Here is a 16,366-nt window from a genome sequence, read left to right on the forward strand (position 1 = left end):
TTTTAAGTCGATCCCTTTGCGTCGTCCGCCAATTGCCTGAGCAGGGCCATGGCTTCCTCGGCGCGATCTGCAGGGATAAATAGGTGGTCGTGATAGAATGCCGAGACGGGATTGACGCCCATGCCGGCCTTGGCGAGGCGTGTGGTGATCGCCGCAAGAAATCCGACGGCTTCCAGTGAAGAATGTATGTCGAGCGTTATCATCCGTGAGCGGAATGTGCCGGTAAGTCCGGTTCGCATTGCCGCGCTCTCGTCGAGGATGATGGTCAAGCCTTCTGCCTCGCGGAATCTCATCACCGGATCAAGATCAGGCGGAACAGGGTCTCCCGCGGCGAACGTGACAAAAACGTAAGTTCCTTCGAGCAGGCGCGGGCGCATCGTCGCAAGAAGCTCGCCAAGGTCTGTTTCATCGGCCACCATCTCATCATTCCCCGTTGAGCGCTCATTGCAACCAGCGAGCTGGGTCAAAGTATATTTCTGTCTTGCGTATAAAGGGCGATCAGTGCACTAGATTTGCAACGAATATTATCTAACTAACTGATTTTGCAACCATAAATTGCCAAAGATTGTATAAGGAACGCGCCGCGTGTTTGTATCGTTTTTTCCAAAACCCAAGCTGTTTTTCATCTCCGCAGCGCTTTGGTCGCTCGCCGCCGTCCTTTTCTGGACCTTCCGCGGGGAACAATTGGGAGCGTCCTTTGGGATCCCTCCTGCAGACCCCAATGCTCCTCCCGTGCTCGGCGCTGCGATTTTCATCACCAGGCCCTACCTTTGGCTTTACATATACTTCGCCACGGCCGTCGCAATCTTCGCGGCGTTCTGGATGTGGTATTCCCCGCATCGATGGCAGATGTGGTCGGTACTCGGCTCCGCTTTGATCCTGTTTATCACCTATTTCGATGTCCAACTGAACCTTGCGTTGAATGATTGGCGCGGACCATTCTTTAATCTCTTTCAGAAAGCGATCACAACACCAGGTTCGGTGCCGGCATCAGACCTTTATTGGATGCAATGGCTGTTCGCTACGATCGGTATCGCGAACGTGGGTCTCTTTGTCGGATCGAGCTATTTTATAAGCCACTACGTATTCCCTTGGCGCACTGCCATGAACGAATATTATACGGCGCATTGGTCGCAACTGCGGCACATCGAAGGTGCATCGCAGCGTGTTCAGGAAGATGCGATGCGCTTTTCGAGGACGGTTGAGGACCTAGGCGTCAATTTCGTTCAAGCCGCAATGACGCTGATCGCATTCCTTACCTTTGCTCGCTGAACTCTCGCATCAAATTACGGAACTTCCGATTATCGAACCAATACCGTACTCCCTGGCGGTTCTTGCAGTGGGCTGGTCGCTCTTCGGTACCGCACTTCTGGCCCTCGTTGGAATTAAGCTGCCTGGGCTTGAGTTTAAGAACCAACGGGTCGAGGCCGCCTATCGCAAGGAATTGGTATTCGGCGAGGATGATAGTTCCCGTGCGCAGCCCATCGCACTGGCCGAATTGTTCGGAAACGTCCGGCACAACTATTTCCGCCTATTCTTTCACTATGGCTATTTCAACATTGCACGCAGTCTATACGGTCAGGCCGATGCGATCTTCATAAACGCAATGCTCATTCCGACGATTGTTGCGGGTAAAATCACACTTGGTTTGTGGCAGCAGATTTTGACGGCGTTCGGCGAGGTCGGCGGTTCGTTTCAGTATCTTTATAAATCGTGGCCGACCATTGTGGAATTGATTTCGATCCAAAAGCGTTTGCGAGCGTTCGAGGCGACGTTGGCTGGAGACCCTCTTCCCGAGATTGATCAGGCCTACCTAGCGACGCAGACGGAAAACGTCTGACCTGCTCGGCGGGGCGGGCGATTATCATACGCCCGCGTCGAACCGATAAATCGCGCATGCCCCCACTGAAACCATTACAGCAATTTAATCACCGTTGAGCACTCTTTGACCAATTCGTGCTGTTAAGTGCAATTCAGAACAACTATGAATTGCACAACTTTTCACACGAGGAACGTGTCACTGTGTTCGTTTCATTCTTTCCCAAGCCGAAGCTCTTCTTCATTTCGGCAGTGCTTTGGTCGCTGTTGGCTGTCCTTTTCTGGTTCACGATCGGCGAACAGCTTGGCGCCCGGTTCGGCTTGCCTCCGGCAGCGCCCGATGCGCCGCCGATCATCGGCATTGCCAGCTTCTGGTCGACGCCCTTCATCTGGTTTTATCTCTACTTTGCCGTGGTCGTTGCCATTTTTGCTGCCTTCTGGGCCTGGTATTCGCCGCACCGCTGGCAGCGCTGGTCCGTGCTCGGTTCGGCTTTCATTCTTTTCGTCACTTATTTCCAGGTTCAGGTCAGCGTCGCTGTCAACAACTGGTATGGGCCATTTTACAATCTCATCCAGACGGCAGTGTCCAAATCGGCGCCGGTGACCTATGAGCAGTTCTACGAGGGCGTAAGCCAATTCCTCGGAGTAGCGCTCGTCGGAGTTACCGTCAGCGTGCTTCTGGCATTCTTCGTCAGCCATTACATCTTCCGCTGGCGCACCGCGATGAACGAATTCTATATGTCGCATTGGGGCCAGTTGCGCCACATCGAAGGCGCGTCGCAGCGCGTGCAGGAAGACACGATGCGTTTTGCCGAAACAATGGAAGGGCTTGGTGTTAGGCTGATCGATTCGTTCATGACGTTGATTGCCTTCGTCCCGGTGCTGATTGCACTCTCAGCCAATATCACCGAATTGCCGGTCGTCGGCGAAGTGCCGCATCCGCTGGTCTTCGCGGCCGTGTTCTGGTCGATCTTCGGAACGGTGGTGCTCGCCGGCGTCGGCGTAAAATTGCCGGGACTCCAGTTCCGCAACCAGCGCGTCGAAGCAGCCTACCGCAAGGAACTCGTTTACGGCGAAGATCATGACGATCGCGCGCAGCCGCCGGTAGTGAAGGAGCTTTTCTTCAACGTCCGCCGCAATTATTTCCGGCTATATTTCCACTATATGTACTTCAACGTCGCCCGCTATCTTTACCTGCAGACCGACAATATCTTCTCGCTGATCGTTCTGATCCCTTCGATTGTCGCGGGCAAGATCACGCTTGGCACGATGAACCAAATCAGCGGCGCCTTCGGGCAGGTGACATCGTCGTTCCAGTATCTCGTCAATTCGTGGACGACCATCGTCGAGCTGATCTCGATCTATAAGCGCCTGCGTGCCTTCGAGGCGCTGATCTATGACGAGCCGCTGCCATCTATCGATGAGCACTATCTGCGTACGCAGACCGAGGACGCTTGAGCGATCAGAACAAAAGGGGCGGCTCAGATGCCGCCCTTCGCCGCCGGCTGCGGCAGTTCCGCGCGAACAACCGGTGTCGCGACACCGCCCGTTTCCTTCAGGTATTGGCTGTAGGTTGTGCACCGGACGTCGGATTTGATGCAGACCTCTTCGGTAAAACGCTCGAGCGCGCGCCAATAGGCATCGCCGTTCATCAGGGTGAAATGTAGCCCGATCTGAAAAGGGATGCGCTGGCCCTGAAATTGACGATCGAAGGCGCGCTTGAAGGCGTCGTAGGTGCGTCCTTCGAAGACGTTCAACTGGTCTGGCCGTTCAACAGCACCCGAATGCCGAACGTAAAGATTGTAGTCCATGGCGATCACGGGGCGATTCTGTGGACCTTCGCTGATAGTCGGCAGCCCAAACTGGTAGATGCCGCCTGAATACACCGGAAGGGCCGGCCCCCGCGAGACACCGCTGCCGTCAAAAGCGTAGCCTTGCTCGCGAAGCGCCGATATCAGGGCAGGGCCTTCGGATAGATAAGGCGCGCGAAAGCCACGGATCTCATCCGTAACAAAATGTTTCCAGCCTTCCGGCTCCGGATCACGCCCGTATTTGGCCCAGGCATCCGACAGCACGCGCTTGTAGGTCGTGAGTTCACGTTGCCAGTCAGCCTTCGTCCAGTTCTTTCCATCGAAATGGCCGCAAGCGTGGCTTGCGATTTCATTGCCCTCGTTGCGCGCCCGCCAGATATTGGCGAGCCGCTTCGCGATGTCCTCTTTCGAAGTCGCGAAACCGATATTCGAACGGCCAGCTGCCTGGTCGGGTGCCCGGTAGGATTGCCGATCCGCTTGATTGATCAGGAACACACAGGAAAGAAAATAAGTGAACTTCGCATTGCTGCGCTCGGCGAGCGCGCGGCTCCGGTCCCAAAGCTCATTGCTGCCGGAATTGTCGAAGGAAATCAGCACATATTGCGGTGCCTTGGGCGTCGTATCCTTGGTATCGCGCGTGTCGGCGCCGCCATCTGCCAAAGCTGGCATCGATAGCAACAGTGTCATGGATGCGGCGGCGAGGATGGTCGAACGCATGATGTAGGGTACGAAGCTCCGGGAAGGAAAACACGTCGCTACAGGGCAATTGTGGCGATGATCGGACGCGGCGATCCACCGCAAGCTATCAGCTTGGAACTATTCCAATGCCGCTATAGTCTGCAGGCATCTTTCGGGGAGGGCGGCCATGCTGGTACTGATTCTTGGGATCATCGTTTTTCTTGGAGTTCATTCGGTTCGGATTTTCGCGCCGGAATGGCGTCTCGCCAAGTTGCAGCAATGGGGCGAGAACAAGTGGAAGGGCTTCTACTCCGTAGTCTCCCTCGCAGGCTTCTTTCTCCTCGTCTGGGGATACGGCCTCGCCCGTCCTGACGCTCCGATTCTCTACGAACCTCCAGTTTTCATGAAGCACATCGCCGGCCTGTTGATGCTGTTTGCGGCGATCTTCCTCGGCGTCTTCATTGCGAAGCCGGGCAGGATGAAACCGGCGCTCAAGCACCCGATGCTCATCGCCATCAAGACGTGGGCGCTGGCGCATCTCCTCGCCAATGGCGACCTTGCCTCGCTTATCCTGTTCCTGTCCTTTCTCGCCTGGGCCGTGGCTGATCGGATCGCCATCAAGCGCCAGGAGCGTGCCGGCCTTGCGCCCGCCCCAGCCATCGTGGCGGGACCGGTGTCCAATGATATTATCGCGGTTGTCATCGGTGTGGTACTTTACGGCCTGTTCGTGTGGAAATTGCACGCGCTGTTGATCGGGGTGCAGCCGATGTAATCGGCCGCGACGACCTAATTTTCGTTTGCCACTTACATCCTTTGAGTTTTCCGACTAAAAGCGCCTGAACTCCATGCGCGGGCGGCTCGGCTGCACCGCGTTTTTAACAATTGTTCTTTGGCGCAAGCCGAACCAAGAGGCACTATGACTGACGACGGCTTTTTCCGCGAAGTGAATGAGGAACTGCGTTCCGACAAGGTGAAGGCTTTCTGGAAACGCCACGGCTCGCTGCTGATCGGCGGTGTTGTGGCGATCGTCGTCGGCACTGCGGCCTTTTCCTTTTATGAATACTGGACCGAGAAACAGGCTTCGCAATCGGGCGACAAGTTTCTTGCCGCACTCAACCTGGTTCGCGACGGCAAGAACGACGAAGCCCTGAAGACTCTCGATGAACTGGAAAAGGATGGCTATGGTGCCTATCCGGTGCTCGCGCGCATGCGCGCCGCCGGCGTCCTTGCCCAGAAGGGTGACAATGCCGGCGCGGTCGTCGCTTTCGACAAGGTTTCCGCCGATACTTCGGTGCCGCAGGCTGTTCGCGATCTGGCCAAGCTGCGCGCGGCGTTTATCCTGGTCGACACGGGGTCCTATGAGGACGTTGCAACCCGCGTAGAGTCCCTGTCGTCCGATGCCAGCCCAATGCGTCACTCGGCCCGCGAAGCACTGGGACTTGCCGCGTGGAAGGCTGGCCGCGGCGCCGATTCCGCCAAGCTGTTCCAGCAGATTTCCGACGATAAGACCGCTCCGGCCAATGTTCGCCAGTTTGCCGATACGATGCTCGACATGCTGCGCAGCACCGGTGCGGCGCCAGTTGCCAAGGCCGGCTGAAACAGGAACCGAACCGATGAGTTTCACTCTTGCGATTGTGGGGCGCCCGAACGTCGGCAAGTCCACGCTGTTCAACCGCCTTGTCGGTCGCAAGCTTGCGCTCGTCGACGATTTGCCCGGCGTAACCCGCGATCGGCGCATTCACGCGGCCAAGCTTTATGACCTGAATTTCGATGTGATCGACACAGCGGGCCTGGAAGAAGTGCCGAGCGAATCGCTCGAAGGCCGTATGCGCGCCCAGACCGAAGCGGCTATCGGCGAGGCTGACATTATTCTCTTCCTCGTCGATGCAAAAGCGGGCGTCACACCTTCCGACGTTACCTTTGCCGATCTCGTCCGCCGCTCGGGCAAGCCTGTTGTTCTCGTTGCCAACAAGGCGGAAGCGCGTGGGGCGGAGGCTGGCATGTACGATGCCTGGCAGCTTGGCCTTGGAGAACCTTGCCCTGTCTCGGCCGAACACGGCCAGGGTTTCCCCGATCTGCGCGACGCCATCATCGAGGCGATGGGCGAGGAACGCGTGTTTCCTGATGAGCACGCCGATGAAAACGCCGATGATACGGTTGCGGTGACCATTCCGGCGGCGCCCGGTCCATCCGCGGATCTCGTCGGGGATGACATCGACGATCCCGACGCCGAGGATGTACCCGCCTACGATTCGTCAAAGCCCCTGCGCATCGCCATCGTCGGCCGTCCAAATGCCGGCAAATCGACACTCGTCAATACGATGCTCGGTGAAGACCGTCTGCTGACGGGACCTGAAGCTGGCATTACCCGCGATTCCATCTCGGTCGATTGGGAATGGAACGGCCGCAAGATCAAGCTCTTCGACACCGCCGGGCTGCGTCGCAAATCCCGCGTGCAAGGCAAGCTCGAAAAGCTGTCGGTTGGCGACGCCCTGCGCGCGACCCGCTTTGCCGAGGTCGTCATCATCGTGCTCGATGCGACGATCCCCTTCGAAAAGCAGGATCTGCAGATCGCCGATCTGATCATTCGCGAGGGCCGCGCACCTGTCATCGCCTTTAACAAGTGGGATCTCGTCGAGAACCGCCAGATGGTGCTGGCCGATCTGCGTGAAAAGACGGAGCGCCTGCTGCCGCAGATACGCGGCATTCGAGCCGTGCCGATCTCCGGCGAGCGCAACCAGGGGATCGACAAGCTGATGACGGCCGTCGCCACGACTGACGAGATCTGGAACCGGCGCATTTCCACTGGCCGCCTCAATCGTTGGCTCGAAGGGGTAACGACCCATCATCCGCCACCCGCCGTTGCCGGACGCCGCCTCAAGATCAAGTACATCACCCAGGTCAAGACCCGCCCGCCGGGATTCGTCATCTCGTGCTCCCGCCCGGAAGCGTTTCCGACATCCTATGTCCGCTATCTGTCGAACGGACTTCGCGAGACGTTCGACATGCCGGGCGTTCCAATCCGCGTGGTGTTGCGCGCGTCCGACAATCCATTCGCCGGACGCGCCAAGAAGAAACGCTGACGTGTCGCTGCTCGCTTGCCGCGCATCAATTTCGCTAAAGTTCCGCGAGCGCCGTTAACCCTCCATCAAGGTTAATGCTTCATTTTTTAGCTCGGACTGTTTCGGTTTGAGTGGGGTTATCGGCGTGCGTTTCTCGAAGTATTTGCGGGCATTGCGTTCCCTGCGAGCGAATCGGACAAACAGGAACTACGTGGGCCCCTTGCTCATCGGCGCGGCGCTCTACCTCTTCTCCCCGACAGTTACTGCCTACCAGGACATGACGAGCCTTCTTTCAGGCTCAGAATCGGGACAGGGGCGCTGGAGTTCCTATCTTGAGAAATCGCCGGCGGGTTCGATCCAGAAGGCAAATATGTCGTTCGTTGACGAGAAGGCGATTACCGCCTCAGTGCCTGCGAGCGGCGTCGAGGCGCCCGGCATTGGGCCCATCGCCATCAAGGGCACGCAGAAGTCACGCGGCGCCACCCCGGATGAGGAGCGCATAAACCGCGCCGAAAAGCAGGGGCGCATCGTCTCAGTTAGCAAGAAGGCGCCGCCGAAAGCGTTCAACGCCGGTTCGATTCTTCAGCGTCAAAGCATGCTGGTCCGCCCAGCCAAAGACATTGAAGTTGCGATGGCTTTCACGAAGCCGAAGATTGCCGGCAAGGAATTCGAGATAGCGCTCGCATTCCACAACCGTGCACTGCAAAAGCCCGCTTCGGACATACCGCCGATGTTGGCGAGCCTCATGAACAACGACCAGCCCGACGTCCTGGCGCTCGGCTATGCTCCTGCCACGCCGGATTATTCCAAGACGTCGCCATTCGATTCAATCTTGAACGAGCCGAAGTCTCCGGGACGCTTTGTCCCACAGCTCGGCGCCGGCGACCACTACTGGCTGGCAACGCCCTTGCCGCCGGTCGTATTCACGAAAGAAGAACAAAAATGCCTGGCGACAGGCATTTATTTTGAGGCGCGCAGCGAAAGCATCAAGGGGCAGGCGGCCGTCGCACAGGTCATCCTCAACCGCGTGCGCAACCCAGCCTACCCGAAGACGATCTGCGGCGTCGTCTACCAGAACGATGACTGGATAAATCGCTGCCAGTTCTCGTTCGCCTGCGAGGGCCGCAAACTCCGCGTCACCGAGCCTAGGGAATGGAAGGTGGCGCAACAGGTGGCCCAAGCTGTGTCTTCCGGGCAGATCTTCCTTCCCGAAGTCGGATCGGCGACGCACTACCACGCGGTTTATGTTCGCCCCAACTGGGCGCGCACCATGAAGCGCGTCAACAAGATCGGCCAGCACATCTTCTATCGCACCTTTGGTGGCGGCTGGATCTAGTCCGACTTTCGTCGCCTTGGAATCGGAATGAGAACTGTTACATTGTCCTTGGAGTGGGGAACGAGTTATCGCCCGTCCCCCGTTGCTGATTAGTTGAATCGAATCCGGAGCTCGACTTGCCAGCCGTTCCGGGTCTTTTCATAATCAGGGTGATGCTAAGTGGCTTGAAACACATGCTTCACCTTCAAGTTCGAGGGCAAGGCCTATGCCCTGGTCGAAGCGGCCCATCCCCTTCGATACGCCGGCTGGCTCGGCATACCTGCTTTCACCCTCAAACCACCCGATCGCATTTATCTAGTATCCGGAGGTCTCCGCAAGAAACGCAGGGTTGCGAATAGCGATCGTACAAGGCGCATTCGGTTGATCCGCGGCGTGAGCGGGCGGTCTACAGGCACTGATCGGCAAGGATTCGAACCCGAATTTTCGCCAAAGAGGTGAGACATAAAGTCATATTTGCCTAACGTATTGAATTTTACTGCGAAAATTACCCTTGAGAGTCACTGTCCAGCGCCTTGACTAGCGCGGATCGGGACAATATGTTGCGCGCGACTTCGAAGCGGGGGTGAAGCCCTGCATTCAGCGTGTAAAGGACATGCCATTGGCCACCGGGAAAGAACCCGATAAGTCAGGTCCTGTCGGTGACACGCCGGGTGCTGGACGCAGACTGACTTCGGATGAACTGGAGAGTCGCAGTCGCTCTCTGGCCGCAAAACTTGCTGCCAGGGGCGTAGGATTGAAGCCCAGTTCGCAAGACAAGGGGACGGAAACCGCCTCCGGTGTCGCGCAGGCCGTGAAATTGTCGAGCGAGTTCATCGCCGGCGTTTTGGCTGGTGCGGGGTTGGGCTGGTTAGCTGACCGATTTTTGGGTACTTCACCTTGGGGGCTGATCGTGCTGCTCCTCCTTGGTTTTTGTGCTGGAACGCTGAACATCCTGCGCTCGACGGGACGTGTGGCGGAAAATCGTGATCCGGAACTCGGCAAGAGTTCCGACGTCAAGAAACCGGAATAAGGCTTCGGCCAAGGTCGCAAGACTGGACCCGCAAGTATAGACATTACAGACGAGGTTAGAGTGTCAAACGATCCGATTCATCAATTCCATATCAACAAGTGGATTCCTATTGATGTGGGTGGAATCGACCTCTCCTTTACCAATTCGTCGGCCTTCATGGTCGCAACGGTTGGTGTCGCCTCGGCATTTCTTTATCTGACGTCCTCCAATCGCGGCCTTATCCCGACGCGCCTGCAGTCGGTTTCAGAGATGGCCTATGAGTTCGTCGCCTCGACCCTGCGTGATTCGGCAGGAAGCGCGGGGATGAAGTTCTTCCCGTTCGTCTTCTCGCTCTTCATGTTCGTGCTCGTCGCTAACATGCTCGGCATGTTCCCGTATTTCTTCACGGTTACGAGCCAGATCATCGTCACGTTCTGCCTGGCGATCCTCGTCATTGGCACCGTGCTGGCCTATGGTTTCGCCAAGCATGGCTTCAAGTTCCTCGGTGTCTTCGTGCCGTCCGGCGTGCCTAAGCTCCTGCTTCTGCTCGTGGTGCCGATTGAAATCATTTCGTTCCTTTCCCGTCCGATCAGCCTTTCAGTTCGTCTCTTCGCCAACATGCTTGCTGGCCACATCACGCTGAAAGTCTTTGCCGGCTTTGTTGCTTCCATGAGCGCCCTCGGCGCGCTGGGCATCGGCGGCTCCATCCTGCCGCTCGCCATGACGGTAGCGCTGACGGGTCTCGAATTCCTGGTGGCTTTCCTACAGGCCTACGTCTTCACCGTGCTTACCTGCATGTATCTGAACGACGCAGTCCATCCTGGCGGTCACTGAGAAAACTTCACCGGCGGTTTCCGCCAAATGCAAATCTATCAATGAGAATTCTATCCAAAGGAGTTTAATATGGATCCGGTAGCAGCAAAGTACATCGGTGCAGGTCTCGCTTGTTTTGGCATGGCCGGTACGGCCCTCGGCCTCGGCAACATCTTCGGCAGCTATCTCTCCGGTGCACTGCGCAACCCGTCGGCAGCTGACGGCCAGTTCGGCCGCCTGGTATTCGGCTTTGCCGTTACCGAAGCTTTGGGCATCTTCTCGCTGCTCATCGCTCTTCTGCTTCTCTTCGCTGTCTAATTGAAGACAGCGCTTGTTACTGGCTGCGCTCCGCGCGGCCAGTAAACTTATATGCAGCAATACGACTTTGCTGATTTGGGAAACGCCCGAACCCAAGGGGACAACACATGTTTGTGTCTTCGGCGCACGCCGCATCCACAACGGAAACAATCGTCGCTCAGACCGACACGCATGGTGCTGCCGAAACGGTCGCTCCAGGTACGCCTGATGCTCATGCAACCGAGACCCATACCGAAACCGGCGTGGCGCATGAGAAGACTGTCTTCCCGCCCTTTGATACGACCCATTTTGCCTCTCAGGTTCTGTGGCTCGCACTGACGTTCGCAGTATTCTATCTCTTCCTTTCGCGTGTGATCCTGCCGCGTATCGGCGGTATCATCGAGACACGCCGCGATCGTATCGCGACCGATCTCGACCAGGCCGCCCGCATGAAACAGGACTCGGACGAGGCGCTCGCCGCATACGAACAGGAACTCGCCGACGCCAAGAAGAAGGCAGGTTCGATCGCCCAGACCGCGCAGGACGAAGCCACGGCCAAGTCCGATTCGGAAATGGCAAAGATCACCGCCGAGCTCGAGAAGAAGCTCAGCGAAGCCGAAGCCAGCATTGCCTCGATCAAGGATAAGGCAATGAAGGAAGTCGGTACCATTGCCGAGGACACCGCGACCGAGATCGTCAAGAAGATCGTCGGTGGCAGCGTCGACAAGGCGAGCGTCTCCGCCGCTGTCAAAGCTGTTCGGGGCTGAGGAGAACGATAATGGAATTGGACGCAACATTTTACGCCCTCGTCGGCCTCATCATCTTCCTGGCGCTGATCGCTTATCTCAAGGTGCCGGGCGTTGTGGGCAAATCGCTCGATGCCCGCGCTGACCGCATTCGCGACGAGCTTGAAGAAGCGCGCCGCCTACGCGAGGAAGCCCAGTCGCTGCTTGCCGATTATCAGCGCAAGCGCAAGGAAGCAGAGAAGGAGGCAGCGGAGATCGTTGCTATCGCGCAGCGCGAAGCCCACGGCCTGCTTGAGGAAGCCAAGAAGAAGAGCGAGGAGTATATCGCCCGTCGTCACAAGCTTGCCGAGCAGAAGATTGCCCAGGCCCAGGTTGAAGCTGTCAACGAGGTGCGCGCCACCGCAGTCGATGTTGCAGTCGCCGCCGCGGGCCGTATTCTTGCGGACAAGGTTGACGCCAAGGCCTCGGCTGAGCTTTTCAAGTCTTCGCTGACCGAGGTGAAGTCTCGCCTCAACTGAAGTCGCAAAATCCTGATGAGAAGCCGCCTTCGGGCGGCTTTTTTATGCCGCTTCGGAATCATGCAAAAACGGTGTGATATCGGCCACGCCGATTGATTGCCGATCTCAACATGAGGCCCGATCGTCTGCCTAGACCTGGCGGTCCTTGAGCGGCGAGAAGCTGAAGCGGTGCAAGCCAACGACGGGTCCATGGGCCTCCATGGCGTTGCGATGATATTCGGTCGCGTAGCCGACGTGCGATTCGAGGCCGTAGAGCGGCATGTACTTGCCTGTCTGGGTCATCATGCGATCGCGAGTAACCTTGGCAAGGATCGAAGCAGCAGCGATCGATACGGATCGCTGGTCGCCGCGGATCAAGGCGGTAGCAGGGCAGGGCAGGCCGGGCGCTACATCGCGGCCATCGATCAGCGCGTGGCCGGGTTGAATGGCGAGGCCGCACACCGCGCGGCGCATCGCTTCAAGCGCAGCCTTCAGAATGTCAGTGGAATCGATCGCGGGCGCCGAGACGCTGGAAACGGCACAGGCAAGCGCCGTGCTCGTAATCATCTCGAATAGCTCTTCGCGCCGCTGGGCAGTCAGCCGCTTCGAATCATCGAGGCCGTCCGGAATTTTTTTGGGGTTGAGGATTACAGCGGCGGCGACCACGGGGCCGGCGAGCGGGCCGCGCCCCGCTTCATCGATGCCGACAATATACTGGACACCGCTGCGCATGAGCTTGCGCTCGCTGGTAAAGTCCGGTTTGACGGGCTCCAGGGGAAGAAGCAGAGAATCAGAACGCGATCGAGCCATGTTGCGGCGAGACTCGCATTCGTTCTGATTCTCTGCAAGCCCTTAGGTAGCTGATGGGGTGGGCTACCCAAGGTCACATCAGGCCGGGATGGGGCGCAGCCTGACGGAAAGCCTTGTTAGAACAATGAAAGTTGCTCGCTTCCTGGCGTTGGGGAAAAAAGATCGGTACGCAAGCGCCGTTTGGCGAGATTCATGCCAAGCCGCTTCGCCGCAATCTCGAACCGGCGCCCGATCTGCCATGCATAAGGACCTTCGCCGCGCATCCGCTTACCCCACTCGGCATCGTAGTCCTTGCCATCGCGCATGGATCGAACCAGCGACAGGACATGCCGGTAACGATCGGGATAATTCCGCAGCAGCCATTCCTTGAAAATCGGGCTGACTTCGAGTGGCAGCCGTAGCAAGACATAGCCTGCTTCAAGCGCGCCCACCGCGCGGGCACTATCAAGAACGCGTTCGATCTCGTGATCGTTAAGGCCGGGGATGACCGGCGCAACCATGACACCGACCGGAACGCCCGCCTCGGCGAGGCTGCGCAGCGCCTGCAACCGGCGCGTCGGCGTGGATGCACGGGGCTCCATGGTCCGTGCCAGCTTGCCGTCGAGCGTCGTCACAGACAGGCACACTTTGGCCAGACCCTTTTCCGCCATGCGCGCCAGAATGTCCTGATCGCGCATGACAAGCGCTGATTTGGTGACAATCCCCACCGGATGCTGATGCGCTTCGAGCACCTGAAGAATATCGCGCATGATCCGCCATTTCTTCTCGATCGGCTGGTAAGGATCCGTGTTCGTGCCAATCGCAATGGTTTTGGCTGTGTAGCCTGGCTTGGAAAGCTCCTTGTCAAGCATTTTGGCCGCATCAGGTTTGGCAAAGAGCTTTGATTCGAAATCGAGTCCCGCCGAAAGCCCCATATAACTGTGGGTCGGCCGCGCAAAACAATAGATGCAGCCGTGCTCACAGCCGCGATAGGGATTAATCGAACGGTCGAAGCTGATATCGGGCGAATCATTACGTGTGATGATGACACGCGGCTTCTCGATCTGAACTTCCGTCTTGAACGGCGGCAGGTCCTCAATCGTTTCCCAGCCGTCGTCATAGACGTGACGGCTCTCCGCTTCGAAGCGGCCGGATGGATTCATACCAGCGCCGCGCCCGCGGCGTCGTTCCGAATCGATGCGCAAGCCGGCCTCGTCGATCAGGGCATTGGCTTGTTGTACGCGGCCTTGCCCGAAAGCAGCCTTGTCCGCTTGCACCACAATGTTCATTGGCGTTCTCCTTGGACCGAAGCGAAACGCGAGTCGCTGATCACAGTCGCAACATGAATCTATTCCTAGCAAATTAATAGAACAAAGCAAGAACAATATGCAGAGAGATGCAGCCGCAACGAGTGATGGAAATTTTCAGGATAATAGGCTAGAGCGTTGGTAATGATCTCCGTCTTGATTGAAACGCAAAATTCGTATGAACCGTTGGCCAGAACGCTTGCCGGTCTGGTAAGCGGTGCTGTCGAAGGATTGCTCAGCGATGTCGTCGTCATTGATCATGGTTCGCTTGATCAGACACATAGGGTCGCCGATCAGGCGGGCTGCATTTTCTTGCAGGATCTGACGCTGCTTGATGGTTTCAGGCGTGCCAGAAGCGAATGGTTCCTGTTTCTGGAGCCTGGTGCCCGACTGCTCGACGGATGGATCGAGCCGGTTGCCATGCACGTCGAACGCATGCAGGGACCGGCCTGTTTCACACGCTCCCATGCGCACCGCCGGCCGTTTCTAAGCCGGGTGTTCTCGCCAGGAAATCCGCTTGCCGATGGGTTGCTGATATCCAAGCGCCAATCGATGGCCCTGTTCAATCCGGGCAAGAAATCCGCGGATATCGCACGCGGCCTCGCCATGAAACGGCTGCGGGCAGAAATTATTCCTGCAGCTTTGAAGGGCTGAAGCTTGCTAGTCTAGGCTCTAACTCTTGCCGCCGCGCCGCAGATGTTCATTAAGCCTGGGCATGATCTCGACGAAATTACAGGGCATGTGCCTGTAGTCGAGTTGATGCTGAAGGATGCCATCCCACGCGTCCTTGCAGGCGCCGGGCGAGCCCGGGAGCACGAATACGAAAGTGGCATTGACGACGCCACCGGTTGCACGCGACTGGACCGTTGAGGTGCCGATCTTATCGTACGATATGCGGTGAAAGACTTCAGAAAAACCGTCCATGCGTTTTTCGAAGATGGGTTCGAGAGCTTCCGGCGTAACGTCGCGGCCGGTAAAGCCCGTGCCGCCGGTCGTAATGATGACGTCGATATCAGGATCCTCTGACCAGGAAAGCACCTTGTTGCGGATTTTCTCGCGGTCGTCCGTCACGATCGCGCGCTCCGCCAGCGTGTGCCCCGCGCCAAGCAGGCGCTCCGCCAGCGTGCTACCGGACTTGTCGTCTTCGAGCTTGCGCGTATCCGAGACAGTGAGGACCGCGATCTTGACCGGAACGAATGGTCTTGTTTCGTCAATACGCGCCAAGATCAGTTTCCTTCCATGGCACTATGCGTTGCGACGACGAACCAACCAGGATGCTGCCGGCGAACGCTTGCCGCCGCAGCTTGGGCTTCGTCGTCGCTGTCATAGATGGCAAAGCAAGTACCGCCGGATCCCGACATGCGCACCAGCCTTGGTGATGTTTGTGTGAGCACCGTGACCGTATGGTCAATCTCGGGCGTCAGCGCCCGCGTCGCCTCGAAAAGGTGATTGTGCGTCGCGCGGAGGTAGGCGCAGACATCATCCACGGACTGCATGGCGGTCAGAGCCGGCAATGGCGGGTTGTCGCGCTTGTTTAGGTTTGCAAAAACCTGCGGCGTCGAGATTGACGCTCCGCAATTGGCAAGCACCAGCGGCAAATGTGGAAATGCGGCGATCCGTTCGATTTCGTCGCCGACGCCGCGCGCAACCAGCGGCTGTGCGTGCAGACACATCGGAATGTCGGCTCCGAGCGGCAAACCGATTGCAGCCAATCGGTCGACGTCAACATCGAGGGCCCATAGCCTTGCAAGTGCATTTAATACTGCCGCCGCATCACTTGAACCGCCGCCAATGCCCGAAGCGACGGGAAGATGTTTTTCCAGATGAATGGAAACCGGCGTTACCCGATCAGGAAACGCAGCGCGAAGGGCATCGCGTGCTCGAAGGGCCAGATTGGTTGCATTGCTCGGCAGCCCGTCTCCGAACCGGCCGGACATGGAGAAATTGTCTTTTGCCGCACGTTTAACGCTGATTCTGTCACCGAAATCAGCAAAGACGACAAGACTTTCGAGAGTGTGGTAGCCGTCGTTCCGCCTGCCGGTCACGTGCAGTGCCAGGTTGATCTTGGCCGAAGCCGTCAGAATGATCGGTCGATCGAGACTGTCGAGCATCGCAATCAATCTCTGCGCAGTCGGTATTCGCCGGTCTCCGGATCCTGCACAAGGGTTCCTTGCGCATGGTTTTGTACTTCCTTCTCCGCTTCGCGGACACGCTTCGAAACGCG

17 protein-coding genes and 1 pseudogene are annotated in these 16,366 nt (G+C 57.7%); 12 read left to right on the top strand and 6 right to left on the bottom strand.

Features of this window, described 5'->3' with window-relative positions; all coding sequences use genetic code 11:
• Positions 1-2 precede the first annotated feature (2 nt).
• On the bottom strand, positions 3-416 hold the full coding sequence (locus AAAB35_RS27545) for an ACT domain-containing protein (RefSeq protein WP_340671542.1): 414 nt from the start codon (positions 414-416) through the stop codon (positions 3-5).
• A gap of 169 nt (positions 417-585) precedes the next feature.
• Here AAAB35_RS27545 and sbmA (AAAB35_RS27550) point away from each other — a divergent pair.
• Together sbmA (AAAB35_RS27550) and sbmA (AAAB35_RS27555) are read left to right on the top strand one after the other, a co-directional pair.
• A pseudogene (gene sbmA, locus AAAB35_RS27550) lies at positions 586-1,840 on the top strand (peptide antibiotic transporter SbmA).
• 182 nt (positions 1,841-2,022) lie between these two features.
• Positions 2,023-3,276 carry a peptide antibiotic transporter SbmA gene (sbmA, locus tag AAAB35_RS27555; RefSeq protein ID WP_340671524.1) on the top strand — a complete coding sequence of 418 codons (1,254 nt, stop codon included), beginning with the start codon at positions 2,023-2,025 and terminating at the stop codon, positions 3,274-3,276.
• A gap of 23 nt (positions 3,277-3,299) precedes the next feature.
• Here the strand turns inward: sbmA (AAAB35_RS27555) and AAAB35_RS27560 are convergent, their stop codons facing one another.
• Positions 3,300-4,346, bottom strand: coding sequence for a polysaccharide deacetylase (locus AAAB35_RS27560; RefSeq protein WP_340671525.1), 1,047 nt, complete (start codon positions 4,344-4,346; stop codon positions 3,300-3,302).
• Between the two features lie 148 nt (positions 4,347-4,494).
• On the opposite strand from AAAB35_RS27560, the gene AAAB35_RS27565 reads away from it, so the two are divergent.
• From AAAB35_RS27565 to AAAB35_RS27605, 9 genes are all read left to right on the top strand, one after another.
• The gene (locus AAAB35_RS27565; RefSeq protein ID WP_340671526.1) at positions 4,495-5,079 is read left to right on the top strand and encodes an NnrU family protein; all 585 of its coding nucleotides are present in this window, start codon (positions 4,495-4,497) and stop codon (positions 5,077-5,079) included.
• A 144-nt stretch (positions 5,080-5,223) separates the two neighbouring features.
• Positions 5,224-5,904: a tetratricopeptide repeat protein gene (locus tag AAAB35_RS27570; RefSeq protein ID WP_340671527.1), complete on the top strand. Its 681-nt coding sequence runs from the start codon at positions 5,224-5,226 to the stop codon at positions 5,902-5,904.
• Between the two features lie 16 nt (positions 5,905-5,920).
• A complete protein-coding gene (gene der, locus AAAB35_RS27575; RefSeq protein ID WP_340671528.1) occupies positions 5,921-7,390 on the top strand; it encodes a ribosome biogenesis GTPase Der in 1,470 nt (489 codons plus the stop codon).
• 190 nt (positions 7,391-7,580) lie between these two features.
• Positions 7,581-8,705: a cell wall hydrolase gene (locus AAAB35_RS27580; RefSeq protein WP_340671529.1), complete on the top strand. Its 1,125-nt coding sequence runs from the start codon at positions 7,581-7,583 to the stop codon at positions 8,703-8,705.
• A gap of 592 nt (positions 8,706-9,297) precedes the next feature.
• Positions 9,298-9,714: an AtpZ/AtpI family protein gene (locus AAAB35_RS27585; protein ID WP_340671530.1), complete on the top strand. Its 417-nt coding sequence runs from the start codon at positions 9,298-9,300 to the stop codon at positions 9,712-9,714.
• A gap of 60 nt (positions 9,715-9,774) precedes the next feature.
• Positions 9,775-10,527 carry a F0F1 ATP synthase subunit A gene (locus AAAB35_RS27590; RefSeq protein WP_340671531.1) on the top strand — a complete coding sequence of 251 codons (753 nt, stop codon included), beginning with the start codon at positions 9,775-9,777 and terminating at the stop codon, positions 10,525-10,527.
• A 69-nt stretch (positions 10,528-10,596) separates the two neighbouring features.
• Entirely contained in the window at positions 10,597-10,824 is a 228-nt protein-coding gene (locus AAAB35_RS27595; protein ID WP_008125314.1) for a F0F1 ATP synthase subunit C, read from the top strand.
• A 107-nt stretch (positions 10,825-10,931) separates the two neighbouring features.
• A complete protein-coding gene (locus AAAB35_RS27600) occupies positions 10,932-11,570 on the top strand; it encodes a F0F1 ATP synthase subunit B (RefSeq protein WP_340671533.1) in 639 nt (212 codons plus the stop codon).
• Between the two features lie 11 nt (positions 11,571-11,581).
• Complete coding sequence (locus AAAB35_RS27605; RefSeq protein ID WP_340671534.1) at positions 11,582-12,067, top strand: F0F1 ATP synthase subunit B; 486 nt, start codon at positions 11,582-11,584, stop codon at positions 12,065-12,067.
• 129 nt (positions 12,068-12,196) lie between these two features.
• Here AAAB35_RS27605 and AAAB35_RS27610 read toward each other — a convergent pair whose 3' ends face one another.
• Together AAAB35_RS27610 and AAAB35_RS27615 are read right to left on the bottom strand one after the other, a co-directional pair.
• The gene (locus tag AAAB35_RS27610; RefSeq protein WP_340671535.1) at positions 12,197-12,856 is read right to left on the bottom strand and encodes a ribonuclease HII; all 660 of its coding nucleotides are present in this window, start codon (positions 12,854-12,856) and stop codon (positions 12,197-12,199) included.
• Between the two features lie 116 nt (positions 12,857-12,972).
• Positions 12,973-14,124, bottom strand: coding sequence for a PA0069 family radical SAM protein (locus AAAB35_RS27615; RefSeq protein WP_340671536.1), 1,152 nt, complete (start codon positions 14,122-14,124; stop codon positions 12,973-12,975).
• Between the two features lie 162 nt (positions 14,125-14,286).
• Here AAAB35_RS27615 and AAAB35_RS27620 point away from each other — a divergent pair, with 162 nt between their 5' ends.
• The gene (locus AAAB35_RS27620; RefSeq protein ID WP_340671537.1) at positions 14,287-14,796 is read left to right on the top strand and encodes a glycosyl transferase family 2; all 510 of its coding nucleotides are present in this window, start codon (positions 14,287-14,289) and stop codon (positions 14,794-14,796) included.
• A gap of 18 nt (positions 14,797-14,814) precedes the next feature.
• Here the strand turns inward: AAAB35_RS27620 and moaB are convergent, their stop codons facing one another.
• Positions 14,815-15,366 carry a molybdenum cofactor biosynthesis protein B gene (gene moaB, locus AAAB35_RS27625; RefSeq protein ID WP_340671538.1) on the bottom strand — a complete coding sequence of 184 codons (552 nt, stop codon included), beginning with the start codon at positions 15,364-15,366 and terminating at the stop codon, positions 14,815-14,817.
• 2 nt (positions 15,367-15,368) lie between these two features.
• Entirely contained in the window at positions 15,369-16,253 is an 885-nt protein-coding gene (locus AAAB35_RS27630) for a 4-(cytidine 5'-diphospho)-2-C-methyl-D-erythritol kinase (protein WP_340671539.1), read from the bottom strand.
• Positions 16,254-16,366: the final 113 nt, after the last annotated feature.

This window comes from Phyllobacterium sp., assembly GCF_037994425.1.
GTDB lineage: Bacteria > Pseudomonadota > Alphaproteobacteria > Rhizobiales > Rhizobiaceae > Phyllobacterium.

What these genes read in the sequence shown, in the direction of transcription:
- AAAB35_RS27605 (WP_340671534.1), top strand. Translation starts at nt 11,582, where the DNA reads ATGGAATTGGACGCAACATTTTACGCCCTCGTCGGCCTCATCATCTTC.
- AAAB35_RS27595 (WP_008125314.1), top strand. Translation starts at nt 10,597, where the DNA reads ATGGATCCGGTAGCAGCAAAGTACATCGGTGCAGGTCTCGCTTGTTTT.
- AAAB35_RS27610 (WP_340671535.1), bottom strand. Translation starts at nt 12,856, where the DNA reads ATGGCTCGATCGCGTTCTGATTCTCTGCTTCTTCCCCTGGAGCCCGTC.
- AAAB35_RS27585 (WP_340671530.1), top strand. Translation starts at nt 9,298, where the DNA reads ATGCCATTGGCCACCGGGAAAGAACCCGATAAGTCAGGTCCTGTCGGT.
- AAAB35_RS27630 (WP_340671539.1), bottom strand. Translation starts at nt 16,253, where the DNA reads ATGCTCGACAGTCTCGATCGACCGATCATTCTGACGGCTTCGGCCAAG.
- AAAB35_RS27565 (WP_340671526.1), top strand. Translation starts at nt 4,495, where the DNA reads ATGCTGGTACTGATTCTTGGGATCATCGTTTTTCTTGGAGTTCATTCG.
- AAAB35_RS27600 (WP_340671533.1), top strand. Translation starts at nt 10,932, where the DNA reads ATGTTTGTGTCTTCGGCGCACGCCGCATCCACAACGGAAACAATCGTC.
- AAAB35_RS27620 (WP_340671537.1), top strand. Translation starts at nt 14,287, where the DNA reads ATGATCTCCGTCTTGATTGAAACGCAAAATTCGTATGAACCGTTGGCC.
- AAAB35_RS27570 (WP_340671527.1), top strand. Translation starts at nt 5,224, where the DNA reads ATGACTGACGACGGCTTTTTCCGCGAAGTGAATGAGGAACTGCGTTCC.
- der (WP_340671528.1), top strand. Translation starts at nt 5,921, where the DNA reads ATGAGTTTCACTCTTGCGATTGTGGGGCGCCCGAACGTCGGCAAGTCC.
- AAAB35_RS27560 (WP_340671525.1), bottom strand. Translation starts at nt 4,346, where the DNA reads ATGCGTTCGACCATCCTCGCCGCCGCATCCATGACACTGTTGCTATCG.
- AAAB35_RS27615 (WP_340671536.1), bottom strand. Translation starts at nt 14,124, where the DNA reads ATGAACATTGTGGTGCAAGCGGACAAGGCTGCTTTCGGGCAAGGCCGC.